Origin of the sequence: Pseudoalteromonas sp. HM-SA03, assembly GCF_002289345.1 — a bacterium.
GTDB lineage: Bacteria > Pseudomonadota > Gammaproteobacteria > Enterobacterales > Alteromonadaceae > Pseudoalteromonas.
The window spans coordinates 84,191-104,522 of the sequence record NZ_NSDG01000046.1 but is presented as its reverse complement, the minus strand read 5'-3'; the positions used below and the strand labels follow the sequence as shown (position 1 = coordinate 104,522).

The 20,332-nt window shown below is 44.1% G+C and carries 12 protein-coding genes; 10 read left to right on the top strand and 2 right to left on the bottom strand.

Features of this window, described 5'->3' with window-relative positions; all coding sequences use genetic code 11:
- Positions 1-30 precede the first annotated feature (30 nt).
- Positions 31-1,650, bottom strand: a complete 1,620-nt coding sequence (locus CKO50_RS09150) for an alpha-glucosidase family protein (protein WP_095727902.1) — start codon at positions 1,648-1,650, stop codon at positions 31-33.
- A gap of 635 nt (positions 1,651-2,285) precedes the next feature.
- Between CKO50_RS09150 and CKO50_RS09145 the strand changes: the two genes are divergently transcribed.
- The 5 genes from CKO50_RS09145 to CKO50_RS09125 all read left to right on the top strand — a co-directional run bounded on the left by CKO50_RS09145 (position 2,286) and on the right by CKO50_RS09125 (position 12,718).
- Positions 2,286-5,144, top strand: a complete 2,859-nt coding sequence (locus tag CKO50_RS09145; protein ID WP_095727901.1) for a TonB-dependent receptor — start codon at positions 2,286-2,288, stop codon at positions 5,142-5,144.
- A 158-nt stretch (positions 5,145-5,302) separates the two neighbouring features.
- Positions 5,303-6,817 (top strand): tryptophan halogenase family protein, encoded by a 1,515-nt coding sequence (locus tag CKO50_RS09140; protein WP_095727900.1) that lies wholly within the window; start codon positions 5,303-5,305, stop codon positions 6,815-6,817.
- A gap of 119 nt (positions 6,818-6,936) precedes the next feature.
- A complete protein-coding gene (locus CKO50_RS09135; RefSeq protein WP_095727899.1) occupies positions 6,937-8,808 on the top strand; it encodes an alpha-amylase family glycosyl hydrolase in 1,872 nt (623 codons plus the stop codon).
- Between the two features lie 3 nt (positions 8,809-8,811).
- On the top strand, positions 8,812-10,311 hold the full coding sequence (locus CKO50_RS09130; RefSeq protein ID WP_095727898.1) for an MFS transporter: 1,500 nt from the start codon (positions 8,812-8,814) through the stop codon (positions 10,309-10,311).
- A 10-nt stretch (positions 10,312-10,321) separates the two neighbouring features.
- Positions 10,322-12,718 (top strand): glycoside hydrolase family 15 protein, encoded by a 2,397-nt coding sequence (locus tag CKO50_RS09125; RefSeq protein ID WP_095727897.1) that lies wholly within the window; start codon positions 10,322-10,324, stop codon positions 12,716-12,718.
- Positions 12,719-12,779: 61 nt separating this feature from the next.
- On the opposite strand, the gene CKO50_RS09120 is transcribed toward CKO50_RS09125, so the two are convergent.
- Positions 12,780-13,799: a LacI family DNA-binding transcriptional regulator gene (locus tag CKO50_RS09120; protein ID WP_039495539.1), complete on the bottom strand. Its 1,020-nt coding sequence runs from the start codon at positions 13,797-13,799 to the stop codon at positions 12,780-12,782.
- Between the two features lie 318 nt (positions 13,800-14,117).
- On the opposite strand from CKO50_RS09120, the gene glk reads away from it, so the two are divergent.
- The 5 genes from glk (at position 14,118) to gap (ending at position 20,218) form a co-directional block, all read left to right on the top strand.
- A complete protein-coding gene (gene glk, locus CKO50_RS09115; protein WP_095727896.1) occupies positions 14,118-15,119 on the top strand; it encodes a glucokinase in 1,002 nt (333 codons plus the stop codon).
- 10 nt (positions 15,120-15,129) lie between these two features.
- The gene (locus tag CKO50_RS09110) at positions 15,130-16,149 is read left to right on the top strand and encodes a LacI family DNA-binding transcriptional regulator (RefSeq protein WP_095727895.1); all 1,020 of its coding nucleotides are present in this window, start codon (positions 15,130-15,132) and stop codon (positions 16,147-16,149) included.
- A 555-nt stretch (positions 16,150-16,704) separates the two neighbouring features.
- Complete coding sequence (edd, locus tag CKO50_RS09105) at positions 16,705-18,558, top strand: phosphogluconate dehydratase (protein WP_095727894.1); 1,854 nt, start codon at positions 16,705-16,707, stop codon at positions 18,556-18,558.
- Between the two features lie 17 nt (positions 18,559-18,575).
- Positions 18,576-19,196 carry a bifunctional 4-hydroxy-2-oxoglutarate aldolase/2-dehydro-3-deoxy-phosphogluconate aldolase gene (locus tag CKO50_RS09100; protein WP_095727893.1) on the top strand — a complete coding sequence of 207 codons (621 nt, stop codon included), beginning with the start codon at positions 18,576-18,578 and terminating at the stop codon, positions 19,194-19,196.
- A 17-nt stretch (positions 19,197-19,213) separates the two neighbouring features.
- On the top strand, positions 19,214-20,218 hold the full coding sequence (gene gap / locus CKO50_RS09095; RefSeq protein ID WP_010604051.1) for a type I glyceraldehyde-3-phosphate dehydrogenase: 1,005 nt from the start codon (positions 19,214-19,216) through the stop codon (positions 20,216-20,218).
- Positions 20,219-20,332 lie beyond the last annotated feature (114 nt).

The window sequence follows — 20,332 nt, the reverse complement described above, 5'->3', positions numbered from 1 at the left end:
CCGCTCTTATTTAATGAAAAGACCCAACTATTATAAAACTTCAGCGAAGTAGCAACCAAATGCATCAAGTGTTAGTACATTTGTGTTTGCCATGCCACTTAGGTGCTCCAGGTCGCACTGCCTTAATGCAACTTCAGGAAGAGTCACGCTTTGTTGAGTAGCTGCTAAGTTGAATGCGCACAGCAGTGTCTGGGTCTGTGTTTTACGGTAAAAAGCTAACACGGGCTCTGGGGTATCAATAAACTCAATGTCACCTGTTTTTAGTGCAGGTTGCGCATTTCGCCACTGTAAAAATGCTTGATAGTAGCTGAGCGTTGAATTGCTATCTACTGCTTGTTCGTCTACTGCTCGTAGAGCATGCGCTTCAGAAACTGGTAACCAAGGCTTAGACTCTGAGAAGCCAGCATTAGTTTTTGCCTTCGTCCACGGAAGCGGAGTCCTGCAGCCATCACGGCCTTTAAAGTTTGGCCAAAAGGTAATGCCATATGGGTCCTGCAGCTCTTCGAAGGCAACGGCGGCTTCGCCAAGTCCTAATTCTTCGCCTTGATACATACAGACGCTACCGCGCAATGAACCGAGAAGGGCGGTGAGCATTTTGACCTGTGCATCGTTTACCTTGCCATCTACACTCCAGCGACTTGCTACCCGTTCTACATCGTGATTTGCAAACGCCCAACATGGCCAACCTTCGGTCATGACTGACTCTAGGCGAGAAACCGTTTCTCTGATGTACTTTGCACTATAGTCGTTAGTTAGCAGCTCAAAGCTATAACCCATGTGTAGCTTATTACCATCGGCCGTGTACTCTGCCATTGTTTGCAAAGAGTCTTCTGAGCTTATCTCACCTAAGCTAACTGTGCCTGGATATCTATTTAATAAGGCACGGATCTCTTCCATAAACGCTAAGTTTTCTGGTTGCGTATTATTATAATAATGGTATTGGAAAGCGTAAGGGTTGTCTTCGCTAAAGCCACGACCTTGACGAAGTTCAATGGGTTTAGCTGGATTATCCCTAAGCTGCTTATCGTGAAAACAGAAGTTGATGGCATCTAGTCTAAAGCCATCAACGCCTTTTTTAAGCCAAAATTCGACGTTATCTAGTACGGCTTTACGTACTTCAGGGTGATGAAAGTTGAGATCCGGCTGCTCAGTTAGAAAGTTGTGCAGGTAATATTGGCAACGTCTAGGCTCCCACTGCCAGGCAACACCACCAAAAATGGATAGCCAATTGTTTGGTGGACTGCCGTCTGGATTGGCATCGGCCCATACATACCAATCTGCTTTATCATTTGTGTTGTCTTCACGACTTTCGACAAACCACGGGTGTTGATTTGAGGTATGACTAAGTACCTGATCAATAATGATCTTAATATCACGTTTATGTGCTTCACTAATAAGCGTATCAAAATCGTCGAGTGTACCAAACATAGGATCGATATCGCGATAGTCGCTAATATCATAGCCAAAGTCTTTCATTGGCGATTTAAAAAATGGTGAAATCCATACTGCATCAACACCAAGCGATTTAATGTAGTCTAGTCGCTGAATAATACCCTGTAAGTCGCCAATACCGTCTGCATTACTGTCTTGAAAGCTACGCGGATATATTTGATAGATAACCGCGCCTTTCCACCATTCATTATTTGCCATGCACTTTCTCCAGGCTATGTGCGTGTTTATTCTGTGGCAGTGCTGAGTATCAAGTAAATACTATGCTGGGCACTTTCACCACTAATTTTGCCAAAGAATACGTCATGCTCGGTGGGGTGTAAAAAACCTGCATACGTATGCAGGTTTTGTGAGGTGAATTTATGATAGCTCATTCACATAATTTTATTTTATAAAATAAATTTACCAATATTGACCTTTAAAAGGGAATAACCAGACAAATAAAGCTTTGTAAGAGTGAATCTTTGGTAAGACCAATTTAACTTAAATATAGCAGTTGATTACATATTGAGGATATTTTGATGCTCAGTCGACAATAATAGCCTGTGAAAGTTAAGATTTAGTGAAATTAAAGCAGGTAAATAAATGCTGTCGCTCTTATGGCCTTACCTAATAAAAATGTATATTTATCATTGGGTTGAGTTTTATCCCTGTAAAAAGCCTGTAAATTTCGTTGAAATGCACTAGCTTTGAATACGTATGCATAAAGTTGTTTACAAATTTAATCAGCCGCTAGTATTTGACTGACAACAACTGTGCTCGTTTATTTTTTCATCAGTTTGCACGCCAGATGAACAAATCGCACAATATAATATGGTTAATTGGGATAAAACATTATGTCTAAGTTCAAACCGAGTATGCTAACGCTTGCGCTGATTGCTGCAGGTGTGAGCCATGCTGCTCCTGTTGAAGATAACACTGCTAATAATGAAGAAAAAAACGTTGAAGTGATCGAAGTTCGAGGTATCTCGCGCAGTATCATCGCCTCAATCGATAAAAAAAGATTTAGCGACACCATTGCAGAAGTAGTTGATGCTGGAGACTTAGCTTCCTTACCTGACGTGTCAATTGCTGATTCGTTAAGCCGTCTACCAGGGATCACCGCGGTAAGAGCAAGTGGGCAATCTTCGCAACTTAATATTCGCGGGATGAACGGCGACTTTATTCAAACCACATTAAATGGACGTGAGCAGGCGAGTACCAGTGGATATACCGCAGGTAGTCGCTGGATTTCATTCGACCAATATCCGTCAGAATTAATTAATCAAGCCGCAGTGTATAAATCACCAAAAGCATCGCTGATTGAAGGTGGTGTTGCGGCTACGGTTGAACTTAAAACGGCTAACCCTCTCGATGCTGAAAAAGAACATAATTTTAATTCTTCGGTAAGATATTCCTACAATGATGCTGCATCAGATGTGGGCGCGGATTCAACAGGCGAACGTATTAGTTTTTCATACCGAGGTAAATTCCTAAATGAGACACTTGGTTTTGCTATTGGTGGGGCGTATCTAAACCAACCAAATAACGCAATTGATATCTCAGCGCATGCTCCTACACGCTCTCAAGATTTTGATGGTGATGGTACAGAAGAGCGTTCTGTCAATGGCTTTCAATATCGCTCAGCCAAAGGTAGCGATGAAAGACTTGGCCTGTTAAGCACTTTGGTATATCAGCCAACAGACGCGCTCAAAGTCCAATTTGATTATTTCCATTCTAAGTTTGAATCGGAAGATAAAAAGAGCGGCTTAAATATTGAAGGGTTCTCAAAAGATATTAACTCGTTGTATTCGGTTGATAATGCAGTTGTTAAAGATGGTTTTCTAGTTGCTGGGGATGTGACTATTACGGATCCAAATGGCCCATGGGTTGAAATGCGCTCTGAAGATCAATCAACAGACTCAACCACAGACAGCTTTGGCTTAAACTTGCAATACACGACAGATTCGTGGGAATTAAAGTTCGACTGGGCTCATAGTGAAGGGGAAAAAACGCGTAGAGATATGATTGCTTCAATGCATGCATATGAATACGGTACTTCTACACTGGAAGATGGAACGTTAGTTAACACTTGGCAAGAATTAAGAAATCAAACCTTTTCTTTCGAACAAAGAGAGAAAGACTCACCACTGTTAACACTTGGCAATGGGTATACCGACCTATCTAATATGCGACTGGGTGATTGGGAACAATTTCCTCACAAGTACACAGACGAGTTAGATAGCGTTAAAGTTGATTTTAAATATTTTATTGAGAACAGCTTTATTTCTTCGATTGAAGTCGGTGCGCGTTGGTCAGACCGAGAGTTTACTGATCAACGCTCGACATTTAGGTGGGGCGCACGCGAAGGCCAAAATGGTTACCAGTTACCGGATGGCACCATCGTCACGAACAAGGGCTGTGAATTCAATGACCAAAACCACCCATGTATTCCTCACGATGTGACTGGGTTTGTCTCACTCAGAGATACTCGGGGCTTTCAATACTTAGAGTTAGACCTTGAAGGTATCGCTGATGAAGTATTTGGTCCGGGTAACTATGATGCACAACAAACTTGGGGTCATAACTGGACGCTCATTGAAAGTGGAGCTGTTCGAGAAGAAGTATTAGCCGGTTATATTATGGCAAATATAGATACCGAAATTGCCGACATACCAGTGACAGGTAATTTTGGCGTTCGAGTAGTAAGAACTGATACGAAATCAATAGGCATTCAACAGATCCAAGGTGATGAAGTTGGTGATTCAATTATCGATGACAATGGCGTTGAAAGAACCGATTATCGCCATGTTAATTACGGCCCTGAGTATACGGACACATTACCTTCACTAAACCTCAATTTCAGAGTGAGTGACACGGACCAAATTAGGTTTGCAGCTGCAGAAGTTATTGGCCGTCCACCTGTCTACCAGCTTAGAGGTGGTGCAGGGTCTTGGGCTGACACCGCAAATGATGGTACAAGTCCTCGTTATAATGTGTGGTCAAAAGGTAACCCAAATTTAGACCCGTTTAGAGCGACTCAAATTGATTTATCTTATGAGCGTTACTTTGAAGATGGTGGTGCTTTTGTTGCCGCGATATTCTGGAAAGATATTGAATCTTTGATTGAAAGTATTACTTATCAAGAAGGTGAGGTTGACTGGGCTGATATTGGCCTAGAGGTACCAGATGGATTTGTTGCAGGTCAATACCAAACGACTCAGAACAATGATCAAGGTGGATACATAAGAGGTATTGAGCTTGCGTATACCACGATGTTTGATAATTTACCGGGCGTCTTTTCGGGCTTAGGTTTTAATGCTAACTATTCATATACTGAGAGCGAAACAACGGTAGATGGCGGTGGTAACTTCCCTGATCAGCAACTGCCACTCCCTGGTCTATCAAAAAATGTATGGAGTGCGACGGTATTTTGGAATATAGACTCGTTCACAACGCACCTGAATATCCGTTACCGTGATGAGTATGTATATGAAGGGGCTTCACCGGGCGGCTCATCTTTAGCTTGGGCTGATGAATATACTGTGGTTGATTGGCAGGCATCGTACAACTTTGAGAATGGTTTGGAAGCCGTCTTACAGGTTAATAACCTAACTGATGAGCCAAATACCACTAATTATGGCACTGCACTTGCCACTGGTGAGTACAAAGAGTTTGGTCGCCAGTATTATTTAGGGTTCAACTATAGCTTCTAATTATTAGCAAGCATTCATGGCCACCAAGGTAACACCTGCTTTGGTGGCTTTTTTATAGTCGCTCACTGTGTAATGAGTGGTTATCATCAATTATCTAAATTGATATGTTTGTTTCACTTTCAATACGTGGTTTTTAATAGGTTTAAGGTGCGAAGGCGATGAAAAATCAGAAAATAGTGATTTTAGGTGGTGGAACTGCAGGTTGGATGGCCGCGAATATGATGGCAAAAAGCTGGGCAGATAAAGCGATAGAAATCACTGTGGTTGAATCTTCTAGCATCGGGACTATTGGTGTTGGTGAAGGGTCTACTCCGCAGTTCAAAGGATTTATGGACTATTTAGGTATCTCGGAAGCCGAGTGGATGCCGGCTTGTAATGCGACCTATAAAAATGGCATTCGATTCATAGATTGGTCGACAAAACCCGGGTTTTCTAGCTATTTCCACCCATTTCCTGCACAACCTGATGACTACAGTGCACCGGCTTTTTTTCATAACAGCTTTGTTCGGCGTAAGGCGATTGACGTAGAGGGCCACCCAGACCACTTTTTTTTAGCGACCCACTTGGCTGATTTAAATAAATCCCCAATTGCTGCAGAAAGCTTCCCATTCGAAATTAATTATGGTTATCACTTTGACTCAGCTTTGCTTGGCCAGTTGTTGGCTCGCAAAGCGGTTGAATTTAATGTAAAACACATTGATGCCACAATTATCGACGTTCGAACACACGTTGATGGTGATATTGCGGCACTGATAACGTCGGATGGTACAGAAATCGCTGGTGATATTTTTATTGACTGCTCGGGCTTCAAAAGTTTACTGCTACAACACACTTTAGGTGTGGGTTTTGAGTCATTCGAGTCCAATTTATTTAACGACGCCGCGGTCGTTATACCTACTATGCAACTTGACACTATTCGCTCCGAAACACAATCTGTTGCGCGTCAATTTGGGTGGTCTTGGCACATTCCACTAACGAACCGTATCGGCAATGGTTATGTTTATAGTCAGCGTTACTGCGATGCGGATCAAGCCGAAACCGAGCTAAGGGCTGCTTTGGGTTTGTTGGACTCAGAAGTAGAAGCTCGACATATAAAAATGAAAGTCGGGCAAGTTAAAGCACACTGGAGTAAAAACTGCATAGCGATTGGTTTATCTCAGGGCTTCATAGAGCCATTAGAAGCAACCGCTTTGCATATAGTCCAAGAAACCGTTCAAAGTTTCATTGAATGCTACCAAGATGCGGATTTTACCGATGGTAACAGAGATAAACACAACCGCGCTTTGAGCGAACGGTATCAGGCTATTCGAGACTATATCGTTGCTCATTATCGTGTGAATAGTCGTACTGACACCAACTACTGGCTCGATAATGCCAACAATAACAACTTATCGCGGTCACTCTATCAAATTTTACAGACTTGGGTTTCTGGTAATAACTTATCGGATGAATTGGTTCGCCAAAACGTTGAGCAATATTACCCTTCAGTCAGCTGGCATTGTTTATTGGCAGGTTATGGTATCTACCCAGAACAAGCTCAGCTTAAGTCAGGCAATGCCCTAGCAAATCAACATAACATCGAAAAAGTGAATGACTTCATCAGACGATGTGGATTGAATTTTAAAGATCACCGAATGGAGCTAGAAAGCTTTGCGGCAAATGTTCACAAGTAACTTGGTATTAATCGTTATAAATAAAATCTAATCAAGGGTTTGTCTGAATACATATGTAATGGGTTCAGTACGTTTGTTTACGCAAGTAGACTCTTTTAAAACAGCATTATGACAACACTATGAAAAATAAATCTCTATTATTGACTGTGTTAGCGCTTTTGGGTAGTGCAGTAAGTTTAAGCGGCTGTGGTCCCAAGCCAGTTGATAAAAAAACCGAACAAATGACATTGCAATCGGAAGTGGCACCAGTGAGCAAACCCGTTGTTTATCAAGTCTTCACGAGGCTCTTTGGCAATACTAAAACAGAGAACAAACCTTGGGGAACAATAGAGGAAAACGGCGTAGGCAAGTTTTCTGATTTTACTCCTACCGCATTACAACAAATTAAGGCGATGGGTGTGACCCATGTTTGGTATACCGGCGTGCTCCATCACGCAGTAGTGACGGATTATAGTAAGTATGGGATCAGCCAAGATGATCCTGATGTTGTAAAAGGCAGAGCGGGTTCACCTTATGCAATAAAAGATTACTATAACGTTAACCCTGATCTTGCGAACGATCCTTCTGCGCGACTGGCTGAATTTGAAGCCTTAATTGAACGTACACATGACGCCGGCTTGAAAGTGATCATCGATATTGTGCCAAACCATGTCGCTCGTAACTATGAGTCACTCGGTGCGCCTAAAGGAACTGTCGATTTTGGCGCGAATGACGACACGCAAGTTGCATATGCTAGGGACAATAACTTTTATTACGTGGTTGGTGAGGAATTTACCGTACCAACGAGTGAAGGCTATCAGGTGTTAGGTGGTGGATCTCATCCATTGGCGGATGGCAAATTTGCAGAAAATCCAGCAAAGTGGACCGGTAACGGTGCTCGTGCGGCAAAGCCTGATATTAATGATTGGTATGAAACCGTCAAAGTGAATTACGGGGTGAAGCCTGACGGTAGCTACGATTTCGAACGCCTGCCTGACGATTATGCTCAGCAGGATTACCGTGCACATTTTGAATTTTGGCAACACAAGCAATTGCCAGATAGTTGGTANTTAAAAGCCATTACGCACTTTTGGTTAGAAAGGGGCGTAGACGGTTTCCGTTACGATATGGCGGAAATGGTGCCAGTAGAGTTTTGGAGCTTCCTAAACTCTTCGATTAAAACAAAAAATCCTGAAGCTTTCTTGCTTGCAGAAGTCTATAACCCCACTTTATATCGCCCGTATATCAAGCAAGGGAAGATGGATTACCTCTACGACAAAGTGGGTTTCTACGACACGTTAAAGGTGTTAATGCAAGGCAAAGGTAGTGCCCAAGCCGTATTGGATAGCCATCTATCGGTAGCCGATATTGCCCCACATATGTTGCACTTTTTAGAAAACCATGATGAGCAGCGTATCGCAAGCCCTGAATTTGTAGGCGATCCGCTAAAAGGTAAACCCGCTATGGTGGTTAGTCACCTGATAAGCACAGCGCCATCGATGATCTATTTTGGACAAACATTAGGGGAGGATGGCTCTGAGCAGGCGGGGTTCGGCAGCCCAAGCAGAACCAGTATCTTTGACTATATTGGTGTACCCGAACATCAAAAATGGATGAATGACGGGAAATTTGATGGCGCGCTTCTTTCAAATGAGCAAAAGGCACTTCGTAATTACTACGTCAAATTACTCAATCTTGCAAAACAGCCGGCGATTGCGGCTGGTGAATACCAGCAAGTCGCTCTGAGCGCTGAGATGCCAAGCAATGCTGAAGCAGTTATGGCATTTGGCCGTAAATTAGGTCAACAAAAGTTGTTGGTCGTGAGCAACTTTAATGCGGAACAAGAACAAATAGTCACCGTCAATCTGCCTAAAGACTGGCATGGTGCTTATAACGATATTTTAGAGTCACACCCGACTTTACAATTACAACCAACGACTGATGGCGAGCACGTCAACGCAACGATTGCACTTGCGCCGCTTGCCAGCGCGGTTTATCAAGTAGAGAAGTAAGCTATGCAACAAGAACAACAAAAACCACAACTCAGTTTTTGGCAGATATGGAATATGTGCTTTGGCTTTCTTGGGATCCAATTTGGTTTTGCACTGCAAAACGGCAATGTGAGTCGTATTTTTCAAACCCTCGGTGCCAAGGTGGATGACATCCCTATATTGTGGGTTGCAGCGCCCTTAACGGGTTTAATCGTGCAGCCAATTATCGGCTACTGGAGTGATAGAACATGGGGAAAGCTTGGGCGTAGAAGACCATTTTTCTTGTGGGGGGCTATTCTCACCACGCTATCGCTTTTCATTATGCCCAATTCTCCAACGCTTTGGATTGCGGCAGGTATGCTGTGGATCATGGATGCGTCGATCAACGTCACGATGGAGCCGTTTAGAGCATTAGTAGGTGATAATCTGAATGAAAAGCAACGTGCAACAGGGTATGCGATGCAGAGCTTTTTCATTGGTGTCGGTGCCGTGGTCGCGTCTGCGCTGCCTTGGATGATGACCAATTGGTTTGAGGTGAGTAACACCGCACCTGCAGGACAAATCCCTGACTCGGTAAAATACGCATTTTACTGGGGGGGAGCTATCTTGTTCATCTCCGTATTGTGGACGATTCTAAAAACGAAAGAATATAGCCCTGAGCAACTCGCAGCCTTTGAACAAGCGCAAACGAATACGCAGAGCGCAACACTGTCAGACCTACCTGTGCACTTTTTAAAAGGCAGTACGGTGAGTGGTTTCATTGGCGTTATTGTGTTGCTTGCCGTTGCACTTCTTGGCCTTGAAAAAGAGCTTTATTTGCTTAGTGGTCTGCTCATCGCTTTTGCAATTGTATTTGTCATTGCGCATGTGATGCAGCAAAAACAGTGCGTAAGTAATGGTTTTTATCACGTTATTTTTGACTTATTTACGATGCCAAAGACCATGCAGCAGCTTGCTGTGGTGCAGTTTTTTAGCTGGTTTTCGCTATTTGCCATGTGGATCTACACCACCTCAGCGGTGACGAGCCATCACTATGGTACGTCAGATGTAACGAGCAAGCTTTATAACGACGGTGCTGATTGGGTCGGGGTGTTATTTGCAGCCTACAATGGTTTTGCTGCTATTGCTGCGATGGTGATCCCATTCATGGTTAAGCGCATCGGTCTCAAAGGGGCACATGCAGCTAACTTGCTTTTTGGCGCAGTGTCTTTAATTAGCTTCAAATTTATCGGTGACCCCACATTACTTTGGTTGCCAATGGTGGGCATTGGCTTTGCTTGGGCATCTATTTTGTCATTACCTTACGCGATGTTAAGTAACGCTTTGCCAAGCAACAAAATGGGTGTATTTATGGGGATCTTTAACTTTTTTATCGTGATCCCACAATTACTCGCCGCCAGTATTCTAGGTCTAATTCTGCGTCATGGTTTTGATAACCAACCGATATTCGCACTCGTCATCGGAGGCGTGTCATTTTTACTCGCTGCATTAGCTGTTTCAAGAGTCACGATAAAGGCTCAATAAGGAGAACGAGATGATTAAACTATCAACAATCGCACTTGCCTTGGTAAGTGCTGGCCTCATGGGTTGCGGATCACAGCAATCTGGCAATGAAACCCTGACGGCACCAGGTGCACCTGGCGTTAAACCTTATTGGTCATACTCTGGAAAAACGGGGATTGGTACGTCGTACGAAGCGTACGAAGATGGCAAGTACAGCGATTCTACGGCTACTAAAGCAGTTTCAAAGGTATGGTTTTCTGTTGCAAAAGGGATGATCACAGAGACCATGTTTGGACTTATTCACCAAGCGCAGATCAAAGACATGCAATTTATCATCGTGGGTGACGGCTTTGCAGTGAAAGAATCTGATACTGACGCTCTAGATGTCACGATTGACTACCTTTATAAAGATGCCAGTGGGCGACCGTTATCGCTGGCTTACAAAATTTTAAGCAAGGATAAGCAAGGCCGTTTTACTCTTGAAAAGCATATTTTTACCGACCCTGATGGACAAACCTTGTTTGTTAGAGCAAAAGTAGATACTGAATTCAAAAATGTACAGGCTTTTGTGAACGTTAATCCATACGTGAATAACAATGGCTTAAACGATTTTGCAAAAGTGACAGAGCAAGGTTTGTTAGCATGGGAAGGTAAGAATTATCTCTCATTGCAGAGCAAAACCGGCTTTGTTGAAGCATCTGTCGGTTTTACTGGCACCAGCGATAATTTAGCGGCACTTGAGACTACAGGACATATAGCCCAGGCTTATGCATCTACAGGCAAAGAGAGTGGCAACGTTAACTGGTTGGCAAACTTAGGACAAGTAAAGGGCAGCAGCACCTTTGACCTCACCTTGAGTTTTGGTCATTCTCAGCAGCAAAGCTTTGCTGAGGGGGCAGCCACATTAGCCAAAGGTTACGATAAAGTACTGGCTGATTATAATGGTCAGGGCACTGCGACGGGCTGGCAAGATTATCTCGAAAGTTTAGCGCCGCTAAAGTCCATGACGGCAAATACCGCAGACAACGGCAAGTTACTTTACAGCAGTGCGCTTGTGCTTAAGGCGCAAGAAGATAAAACCCATGCCGGTGCGTTGATAGCATCGTTGTCAAATCCATGGGGTGACACAGTACCAGCAGAGCAAGGCCATACCGGTTATAAAGCTGTATGGGTGCGTGATTTTTATCAAGTAGCGATGGCATTTTTGGCGATGGGAGATACACAAACAGCACTCACTGCTTTTGAGTATCTAGAAAAAGTGCAAGTTACGGATAAAACACCGGGTAACCATGGTGATACCGGCTGGTTCTTACAAAAAACGCATGTAGATGGCGAGCTTGAGTGGGTTGGTGTACAGCTTGACCAAACGGCAATGCCGATTATGCTGGCATGGAAACTATGGCAAGCGGGTGTGCTAAGCGATGATAGACTGGTCTATTGGTACAATAAGATGTTAAAGCCCGCAGCTAACTTCTTAGTTGAAGGGGGACTGGCTAAAATATTGTGGAATGACACGCAAATCACACCGCCTGCGACGCAACAAGAGCGTTGGGAAGAGCAAAATGGCTATTCACCATCGACTACCGCGGCAATCATTGCAGGTCTTGTGACGGCGAGCGACATTGCTAAATTGGCCGGTGATAAAGTGGGACAAGAGAAATTCCTTGCGACGGCGCAGCAGTACAATCGTGATGTTGAGTCATTCATGTTCACAACCAAAGGTAATTTGCAAAGCAAACACAGTGACGGTCAATATTTCTTCCGTATTGGACAAGACGAAAACCCTAATTCCAGTACGACCTTAAATGCCAATAATGGCCGCAGCGGAATGGATAAGAAGCAAATCATCGACGGTGGCTTCTTGGAGCTTGTGCGTTATGGGGTTAGAGGGGCTGACGCCCCGAGCATCGTGGCTACCATGCCTGAATATGATGATGAGTCGATAGCTGAAAACTTAAGAGTAAAATATAGCTTTAAATTTGATGGCGATGTTAATAGTTATCCGGGGTACCGCCGTTACGGTAATGACGGTTATGGTGAAGATGAGAAGCGCGGTATTAATTATGCCGAAAATGGTCAGAATACCGATGGCCAACGCGGTCGAGTGTGGCCTTTCTTTACCGGAGAGCGTGGTCACTATGATATTGCGCTGGCGCTGCTCGATGGTGAGTTAAGTGCGGATGAACAGAGCAAAATACAAAATACTTATGTGAAGGGGATGGAGCACTTTGCTAACGAAGGCATGATGTTACCTGAGCAAGTATGGGATGGTGTGGGTAAAAATACCTTTGGTTATCAACTTGGCGAAGGAACCAACTCAGCGACGCCTTTGGCTTGGACACATGCTGAATACGTAAAGTTAGTACGCTCTCTTAATGAAAAACAAGTGTGGGATCACTACCCAATCGTAGAAAGTAAACTGAAATAACAATCAGTAAGTAAACCCATAAAAAATGCCGAAGATGAGTTCGGCATTTTTATCGCTATTGCTACCGTGAAGACTGCCTAACAATCAATTTCGGTGGCAAGAGAGTAGAGGCTACCGCTTCACCTCGGATAAGCGTAAGTAAGTTATCGACCAGCATTTGTCCTGCCAATGTGGTGTTTTGCTGCACAGTAGTTAAAGAGGGAGAAACATAACCCGCCGCGGCAATGTTATCAAAGCCAACGACATGGACATCATGAGGGACACGAACACCCGCTTCTTGAAGCGCCTTAATCGCGCCAATAGCAATGAGATCGCTAGCTGCGAAAAGCGCGTTAAATTTAACATTGTTGGCGATTAAGGAGCGAGTTGCATGATATCCTGAATCCTCTGTGGAAATCGCATTTGCCATCTTACGGTCACTCACCTCAATACCTTTTGCTTTAAGGGTGTCTCTAAAGCCTTTAAAGCGCGCAAAAAATTCTGGGCTGTGATCCGAGGCATCGCCAATAAACGCACAATCTGTTCTGACCATGTCGATTAAATGCTTTGCAGCCAATACACCACCACCGTAATTGTCGCAGCTCACCGTTAAGTCTGGACGGTTATCAACCGTTGCCCCCCAACAAACAAACTTTGTGTGGTTGTCGAGTAGAGTTTGTAACTTTGACTGGTAATCGATGTAATCACCATAGCCTAGTAAAATTAACCCGTCAGCACGGTGACTATCCTCATAATCGGCATGCCAATCACTGCTCGTCGATTGGAACGATACTAAAAGGTCATAGCCTTCTTTTGCGCACGCTCGGGTAATACTGCCAAGCATACTCAAAAAGAAAGGATTAATTTGCGACTCGTCTTCTGTGGGATCTTCAAATAACAGCAAAGCCAATGTACTGCTTTGCTGCGTGCGCAGATTACTCGCGTTTTTATCGACCTTATAGTTAAGCTTTTTAGCAATCTCATGAACGCGACGACGAGTTTCTTCGTTAACCAAAGGGCTATTTCTTAGGGCACGCGACACCGTAGATTGTGAAACGCCAGCATAATGGGCGATATCAAATGAAGTTGCTTTACCTTTCATGTTCTTCTCAACGCTTAAGACAGTGACATTGTCAGTCATTCAATTTTTTTTTCAACCAATTTCACTGAATTTGCAAATTTTTATTGATACAGTCTGACACCGGTGTCATAATGTCGATGTTTTATCATTTTGTTGTCAAAACGTATTTGGCTGCTCTATGCCAAGGGCAGCATTTTTTTACCAAATTAACAGAATAACAGGTAAGAGCAAAAGCCAAGGCGTGCAAATTTTGGCGAGTTGAGACAATAAATTGCAGGACGTGTGCTGGCAGCCCAGATGTTAGCCCAAGCATAATCGCAGTGATAAAGAGATAATAATATGAGCCAGACAACAAGCCATTCATCCGTGCCGTTTGAGCCGATTGTCGTTGCCGACATCGGGGGAACAAACGCCAGATTTGCAATCGTGTCAGATTTTGATTCGCGAACTAATCATTTTGTAATTACGCATCAAGCCACTTTTCCTAGTGCTGAATTCCAGTCTTTTGAATCCGCTATCCAAAAATATTTAACTGAGCTACCTGTTGCGCAGCCAAGCCGAGCCTGTCTCGCGGTTGCTGGTCCTATCAAATCTCAGCAAGTTCATTTAACTAATTTAGGTTGGCATTTTAATTCTGAAGACATCAAAGCCCAGTTCGATTTTACCGAGCTTGCCGTGATCAACGACTTTGCGGCCTTTGCTTATGCGGCGCCCTACCTAGCACTAGAGAAAAACCTAGTGATTAAACAAGGTCAGCCTGAGCTAGGTGCAAATATCGGCGTAATGGGTCCTGGCACTGGATTTGGTGCAGCTTGTCTTGCTAGAGATATTAATGGCAGCGCGGTGATGAGCTGTGAAGCGGGACATATCTCTCTTGCACCGGTGACCGCCTTAGATAAAGAGCTGTTAACGGTACTGCGCGCGAGTATTCAACATGTCTCAGTCGAGACGGTGCTTTCGGGCCCAGGTATTGCGAGACTCTACAAAGCCATGGCAGAAGTGCGTGGTGAGCAAGCTAAAGATCTTAATGCGGCGCAGATCAGTGCGCTTGCGAAAGAATGTAAAGTGTGCGACGCAACATTGAGTCACTTCTGTGACTGGATGGGTAGTGTGGCTGGGGATTTAGCACTGACTTTTGGTGCCTTAGGTGGTGTTTATATAGGTGGTGGGATCTTGCCGCGGATGAAAGCGCGATTACAAGCAAGTAGCTTTGTTGAACGCTTTGCCGAAAAAGGCATGATGTCACAGTACACGAGCCAAATTCCAGTTACTTTGGTGGTACAAGATAATATCCCACTGATTGGCGCAGCAGCATGTATCCATGAGCGACGCCGGGCTTAAGGGAAAATCGATGAAAAAAGTAACTATTAATAGCGTTGCCGAATATGCCGGAGTGTCTAAAAAGACAGTATCTCGGGTATTAAATAACGAGCCAAATGTTAGTCCAGCAACGCGGGAAAAAGTCCTGAAGGTCTTTGAAGAGCTGAATTATAAGCCTAATCCTATTGCTCGCGGTTTGGCACAAAATCGTAGCTTTATCATCGGTTGTTTATACGACAACCCATCAAAAAGCTATATCACGCGAGTGCAAAGTGGTGCGCTAGAAGCGTGTCAGAAACATAGTTACAATTTATTGATACATCCTTGTGAACTGCGCGGCCAAGACCTTATCGACAATGTTGATCAGCTGCTTACCACATCTAGACTTGACGGTATTGTGCTTACTCCGCCGTTTTCAGACTCTAACGAGCTTATTGCTTTTTTAAAGCAGCGTAATATTCCCTATGCACGCGTTGCTTCAGCCATTGAAGGCGATGATTCGATTTCAATTCGCAGTAACGACGAGCAGGGCGCTTTTGAGTTAACTGAGCATCTGATCAATTTAGGTCATACCGAAATTGCCTTTATTAAAGGTCACCCTGATCACAGTGCCACAGAAAATCGTTTCTCTGGTTACCAAAAAGCACTAACAAAGCATGGTATTGAATATCGAGAGCGGTTAGTTGCAGAAGGTAATTTTAGTTATCACTCAGGTGCAGACAGTGCAAAAGCCATATTGGACTTAGAGCCAAGACCAACGGCTGTATTTGCATCAAATGACTACATGGCTGCAGCTGTGTTAAAACTTGCTACACAGCGAGAGATCAAAGTGCCCGAGCAGTTATCTATTGCTGGGTTTGATAACGCACCTATCGCAAGGCATATTTGGCCGGGTTTGACGACAATAGCACAGCCTGTGGAAGAAATGACTCGGATAGCGGTAGAAGAGCTGATTAAGCATATATCTCAGCCGCAAGAAGCACCGTTTCAGCAAGTTTTAGAAGCTAAACTCATCACTCGAGAGTCGACGAAAGCGCGCTCGAACTCATAACTTTTTCAATTTTTATACTTGCCCCAAAGCCCAACGCTTAGTCGTTGGGCTTTTTATTTTCGCTGCTACTAGGGAAAACGTTGTAAGTCCTTTGTAAATTATTCTACGTAAAGCTAGGACTAGATAAATGCGCAGATTTATGTCGCGATATTCAGGCTCGCTGACCCATAGATTAAAGCTCATGTTGCCAAGTTAAGGCTCATTGATAACTTCGCTATCAAATAATGATTTCGCTCAATCATTAATATTATTCTTTTTGTCATAATAATTACTAATAAAATCAATTAGGTAATGATTTTAGGACTGCAGATATCGGCAAAGTTTTAAGTGGTTATAATTTGGTCATTTTAAAAAGTTAGACTAAATTTATAAGAAGGGTTGACACCGGTGTCAGCTTTATGCGTAAATATAGTGACACCGGTGTCAGGTTGGGGTGAGAGACAACCTGATAGCGTACCTTTGAACGGGTAAATCAAAGCAGCTCTGTACAAGGATTACCACGAATGCTGGTAATCGTGCAGAGCCTTTTTCCTCTAACACTAGAGAGTCAGTAATATGTTGCATCCACGAATTCAGGAAGTCACCGAACGCGTCATTGAGCGAAGCAAAGCAACACGTCAAGCCTATTTAGCTCGAATCCAACAAGCAAAAAAACAAACGCGCGTACGAGCAGGACTGGGCTGTGGAAACCTAGCACACGTAATGGCTGCTTGCTCAAGCAGTGATAAGACTCGTCTAAAAGAAGACGAGCAACCGAATCTAGCAATTATCAATTCGTACAATGACATGTTGTCTGCGCACGAACCTTATAAAGAATATCCAGATTTAATTAAAGCAGTGGCAAACAAGTTTGACGCGACTGCACAAGTAGCGGGTGGTGTACCTGCTATGTGTGACGGGGTTACCCAAGGTCGCGATGGCATGGAACTGTCTTTGTTCTCTCGTGACGTAATTGCCATGTCAACAGCGGTGGCATTATCACACGATGTCTTCGATGGGGTTTTCTGTCTTGGTGTATGTGACAAAATCGTCCCAGGACTATTAATCGGTGCTTTGTCTTTTGGTCATTTGCCCATTTTCTTTTTACCAGCAGGCCCAATGCAATCTGGGATCCCGAACAAAGAAAAGGCGCGCATTCGTCAAAAGTTTGCACAGGGCTTAGTCAGCCGCGAAGAGTTACTTGAAGCTGAGAGTGCTTCATATCACAGTGCAGGTACTTGTACTTTCTACGGTACGGCAAACTCGAACCAGATGCTAATGGAGATCATGGGTCTTCATTTACCTGGTAGCTCGTTTATCAATCCATACACAGAATTAAGAGACGGCTTAACGGCGAGTGCGGTTGAGACCATGCTAACTCAGCTACTTGACGGAAAAAGCGGCAACGCACTTGCGGATATCGTGAGTGAAAAAACCGTGATCAATGGCTTGGTCGGTTTGTTGTCTACCGGTGGTTCTACCAACCATGCCATTCACTTAGTCGCAATGGCGAAAGCGGCTGGCGTTCAAATCACGTGGAAAGACATGGCGGATTTGTCTGAAGTAGTGCCGTTATTAACGCGTATCTATCCAAATGGTCATGCCGATGTAAACCACTTCCAAGCAGCTGGTGGCATGGGCTTCTTAATGCGCGAATTAAGAGATGGCGGCTTCTTACACAATGACGTAAAAACGATTGTGGGTGAAGGGCTTGATGCTTACACGATGGAACCACTACTGGATATCAACAGCAATGTGATCATCAGCGATAACCAAGGTCCTGCAAAAGTGAAGTGGGTACCAGTACCTGAGAATTCACTGGATGAAGAAGTACTTCGCCCGGTAGCAAACCCATTTAACAAGCAAGGCGGCTTGCAACTACTTAATGGTAATTTAGGTAAAGCGGTGATTAAAGTGTCTGCGGTACAAGAGCAGCACCAAACGGTGACTGCACCGGCGAAAGTATTCAGCTCTCAAAGCGAATTACAAGAAGCCTTTACTGCTGGCAAGCTTAACCAAGACTTTATTGCCGTGATCAAAGAGCAAGGCCCAAAAGCGAAAGGTATGCCCGAGTTACATAAACTGACACCTGTCATGGCTACATTACAAGACCAAGGTTTTAAAGTGGCGATTGTGACAGATGGTCGTATGTCTGGTGCTTCGGGTAAAGTACCTGCGGCGATCCACCTTGCGCCGGAAGCGGTTGAAGGTGGTGCAATTGCAAAAGTACACGAAGGTGATTTGATCACCTTAAATGCACCAAAAGGCGAATTAGTGCTACATGTTTCTGATGAAGAAATGGCACAGCGCGAATTACAGCTCTCACCGCAATCTCAAACATTTGGTACGGGTCGAGAGCTATTCTCAGGATTTAGACACGTAGTGAGCAGTGCAGATCAAGGTGCATGCTCATTTGGCATCGAAGAATAATAACAGTGGGAATGAGCATGAGTATTAAAGAGGTATTGTCAGCAGCACCAGTGGTTCCGGTTATCGTTATTGATAACCTAGAAGACGCGGTGCCGCTTGCTACGGCATTGTTTAATGGTGGCTTAAAAGCACTTGAAGTGACACTTCGTACACCGGTGGCAGCGCAAGCGGTAAAAGACATTAAAGCGGCTTTACCAGACGCCTATGTTGGTACTGGTACGGTAGTGGATAAGGCAACCTTTAATGCCTCAGTAGAAGCTGGCGCTGACTTCATGGTAAGTCCTGGTGTCAATGATGAATTATTGGAACTGGCTAAGTCGTCAAGTATTCCATTTCTTCCGGGTGCTGCAACGCCAAGCGAAGTGATGAAGCTTGCAAGTCACGGTTTTGAATTCTTAAAGTTTTTCCCTGCAGAAGCTGCAGGTGGTGCTCCAATGCTTAAATCCATTGGCGGACCAATTCCACAAGTAAAATTCTGTCCAACGGGTGGTATTTCGTTGGCAACTGCACCTAAGTATCTTGCACTCGACAATGTGGTATGTGTGGGCGGTACTTGGATGCTTGATAAAGCACTTATCGCAAACAAAGACTGGCAAGCCATTGAAGCGCTTGCGAAACAAGCAAGTGAAGTAAAATAGATTAGGGGACAGTTATCATGATTAATATCGCAATTAATGGCTATGGACGTATCGGTCGTAACGTACTTCGTGCACTGTACGAGTCAGGTCAGAATAAAGACATCAAAGTCGTTGCCATCAACGATCTCGCACCTGCAAACGTAAACGCGCATTTGACTCAATTTGACTCTGTACATGGCCGCTTTCAAGAGCAGGTTGTTCTTAACGACAACACACTCGTTATCGGTGGTGACGAAATCACGCTAACGCAAGAGCGTGACCCTGCAAATCTTCCTTGGAAAGCGCTAAACGTTGATATCGTACTTGAATGTACTGGGTTGTTCACCTCTCGCGAAGCTGCGGCTAAACACATTGAAGCCGGTGCGAAAAAAGTGATTGTATCTGCGCCGGGCACAGATATGGATGCAACGGTTGTTCATGGCGTTAATAGCGAAGTACTAAATGCTGAATCAACTATTATCTCTAACGCATCTTGTACCACAAACTGTCTTGCGCCTATTGCAAAAGTTTTGAATGACACTATTGGTATTGAGCAAGGTAGCATGACAACTATTCATGCCTACACCAACGATCAGAATCTATCAGACGTTTACCACCCTGATTTATATCGCGCGCGTAGTGCTACTCAGTCAATGATCCCGACGAAAACGGGCGCGGCAAAAGCGGTTGGCTTAGTGCTTCCTGAACTTGCTGGCAAACTAGACGGTATGGCGGTTCGTGTGCCAACCATCAACGTATCACTGGTTGATTTAACGTTTGTTGCCAAGCGTGACACTTCAAAAGAAGAAGTGAATGCAGCAATCAAAGCGGCTGCTGAGGGCGCGATGAGTGCAATCCTTGAGTACAATGAATTACCTTTGGTTTCTATCGACTTCAACCACAACCCGGCTTCTTCAGTGTTTGACTCAACACAAACCAAAGTAGATGGAAAGCTGGTAAAAGTAATGGCTTGGTATGATAACGAATGGGGCTTCTCTTGCCGCATGCTAGACCAAGTTAAAGCACTAGGTGCATTTTTATAATCAGGATTAATTTCTGACCAAAAGCTCTGCAGATCGCGGAGCTTTTTTGTTTTTGACGGAAAAATTGCCATTCTTCCTTATCAATTAGTATAAGTTCCTTGAGGATCGGCAGCG

Bases quoted from the DNA above. Each gene is read 5' to 3' on its own strand.
- glk (WP_095727896.1), top strand. From the start codon at position 14,118: ATGAGCCAGACAACAAGCCATTCATCCGTGCCGTTTGAGCCGATTGTC.
- gap (WP_010604051.1), top strand. From the start codon at position 19,214: ATGATTAATATCGCAATTAATGGCTATGGACGTATCGGTCGTAACGTA.
- edd (WP_095727894.1), top strand. From the start codon at position 16,705: ATGTTGCATCCACGAATTCAGGAAGTCACCGAACGCGTCATTGAGCGA.
- CKO50_RS09100 (WP_095727893.1), top strand. From the start codon at position 18,576: ATGAGTATTAAAGAGGTATTGTCAGCAGCACCAGTGGTTCCGGTTATC.
- CKO50_RS09120 (WP_039495539.1), bottom strand. From the start codon at position 13,799: ATGAAAGGTAAAGCAACTTCATTTGATATCGCCCATTATGCTGGCGTT.
- CKO50_RS09130 (WP_095727898.1), top strand. From the start codon at position 8,812: ATGCAACAAGAACAACAAAAACCACAACTCAGTTTTTGGCAGATATGG.
- CKO50_RS09145 (WP_095727901.1), top strand. From the start codon at position 2,286: ATGTCTAAGTTCAAACCGAGTATGCTAACGCTTGCGCTGATTGCTGCA.
- CKO50_RS09110 (WP_095727895.1), top strand. From the start codon at position 15,130: ATGAAAAAAGTAACTATTAATAGCGTTGCCGAATATGCCGGAGTGTCT.
- CKO50_RS09140 (WP_095727900.1), top strand. From the start codon at position 5,303: ATGAAAAATCAGAAAATAGTGATTTTAGGTGGTGGAACTGCAGGTTGG.
- CKO50_RS09150 (WP_095727902.1), bottom strand. From the start codon at position 1,650: ATGGCAAATAATGAATGGTGGAAAGGCGCGGTTATCTATCAAATATAT.
- CKO50_RS09125 (WP_095727897.1), top strand. From the start codon at position 10,322: ATGATTAAACTATCAACAATCGCACTTGCCTTGGTAAGTGCTGGCCTC.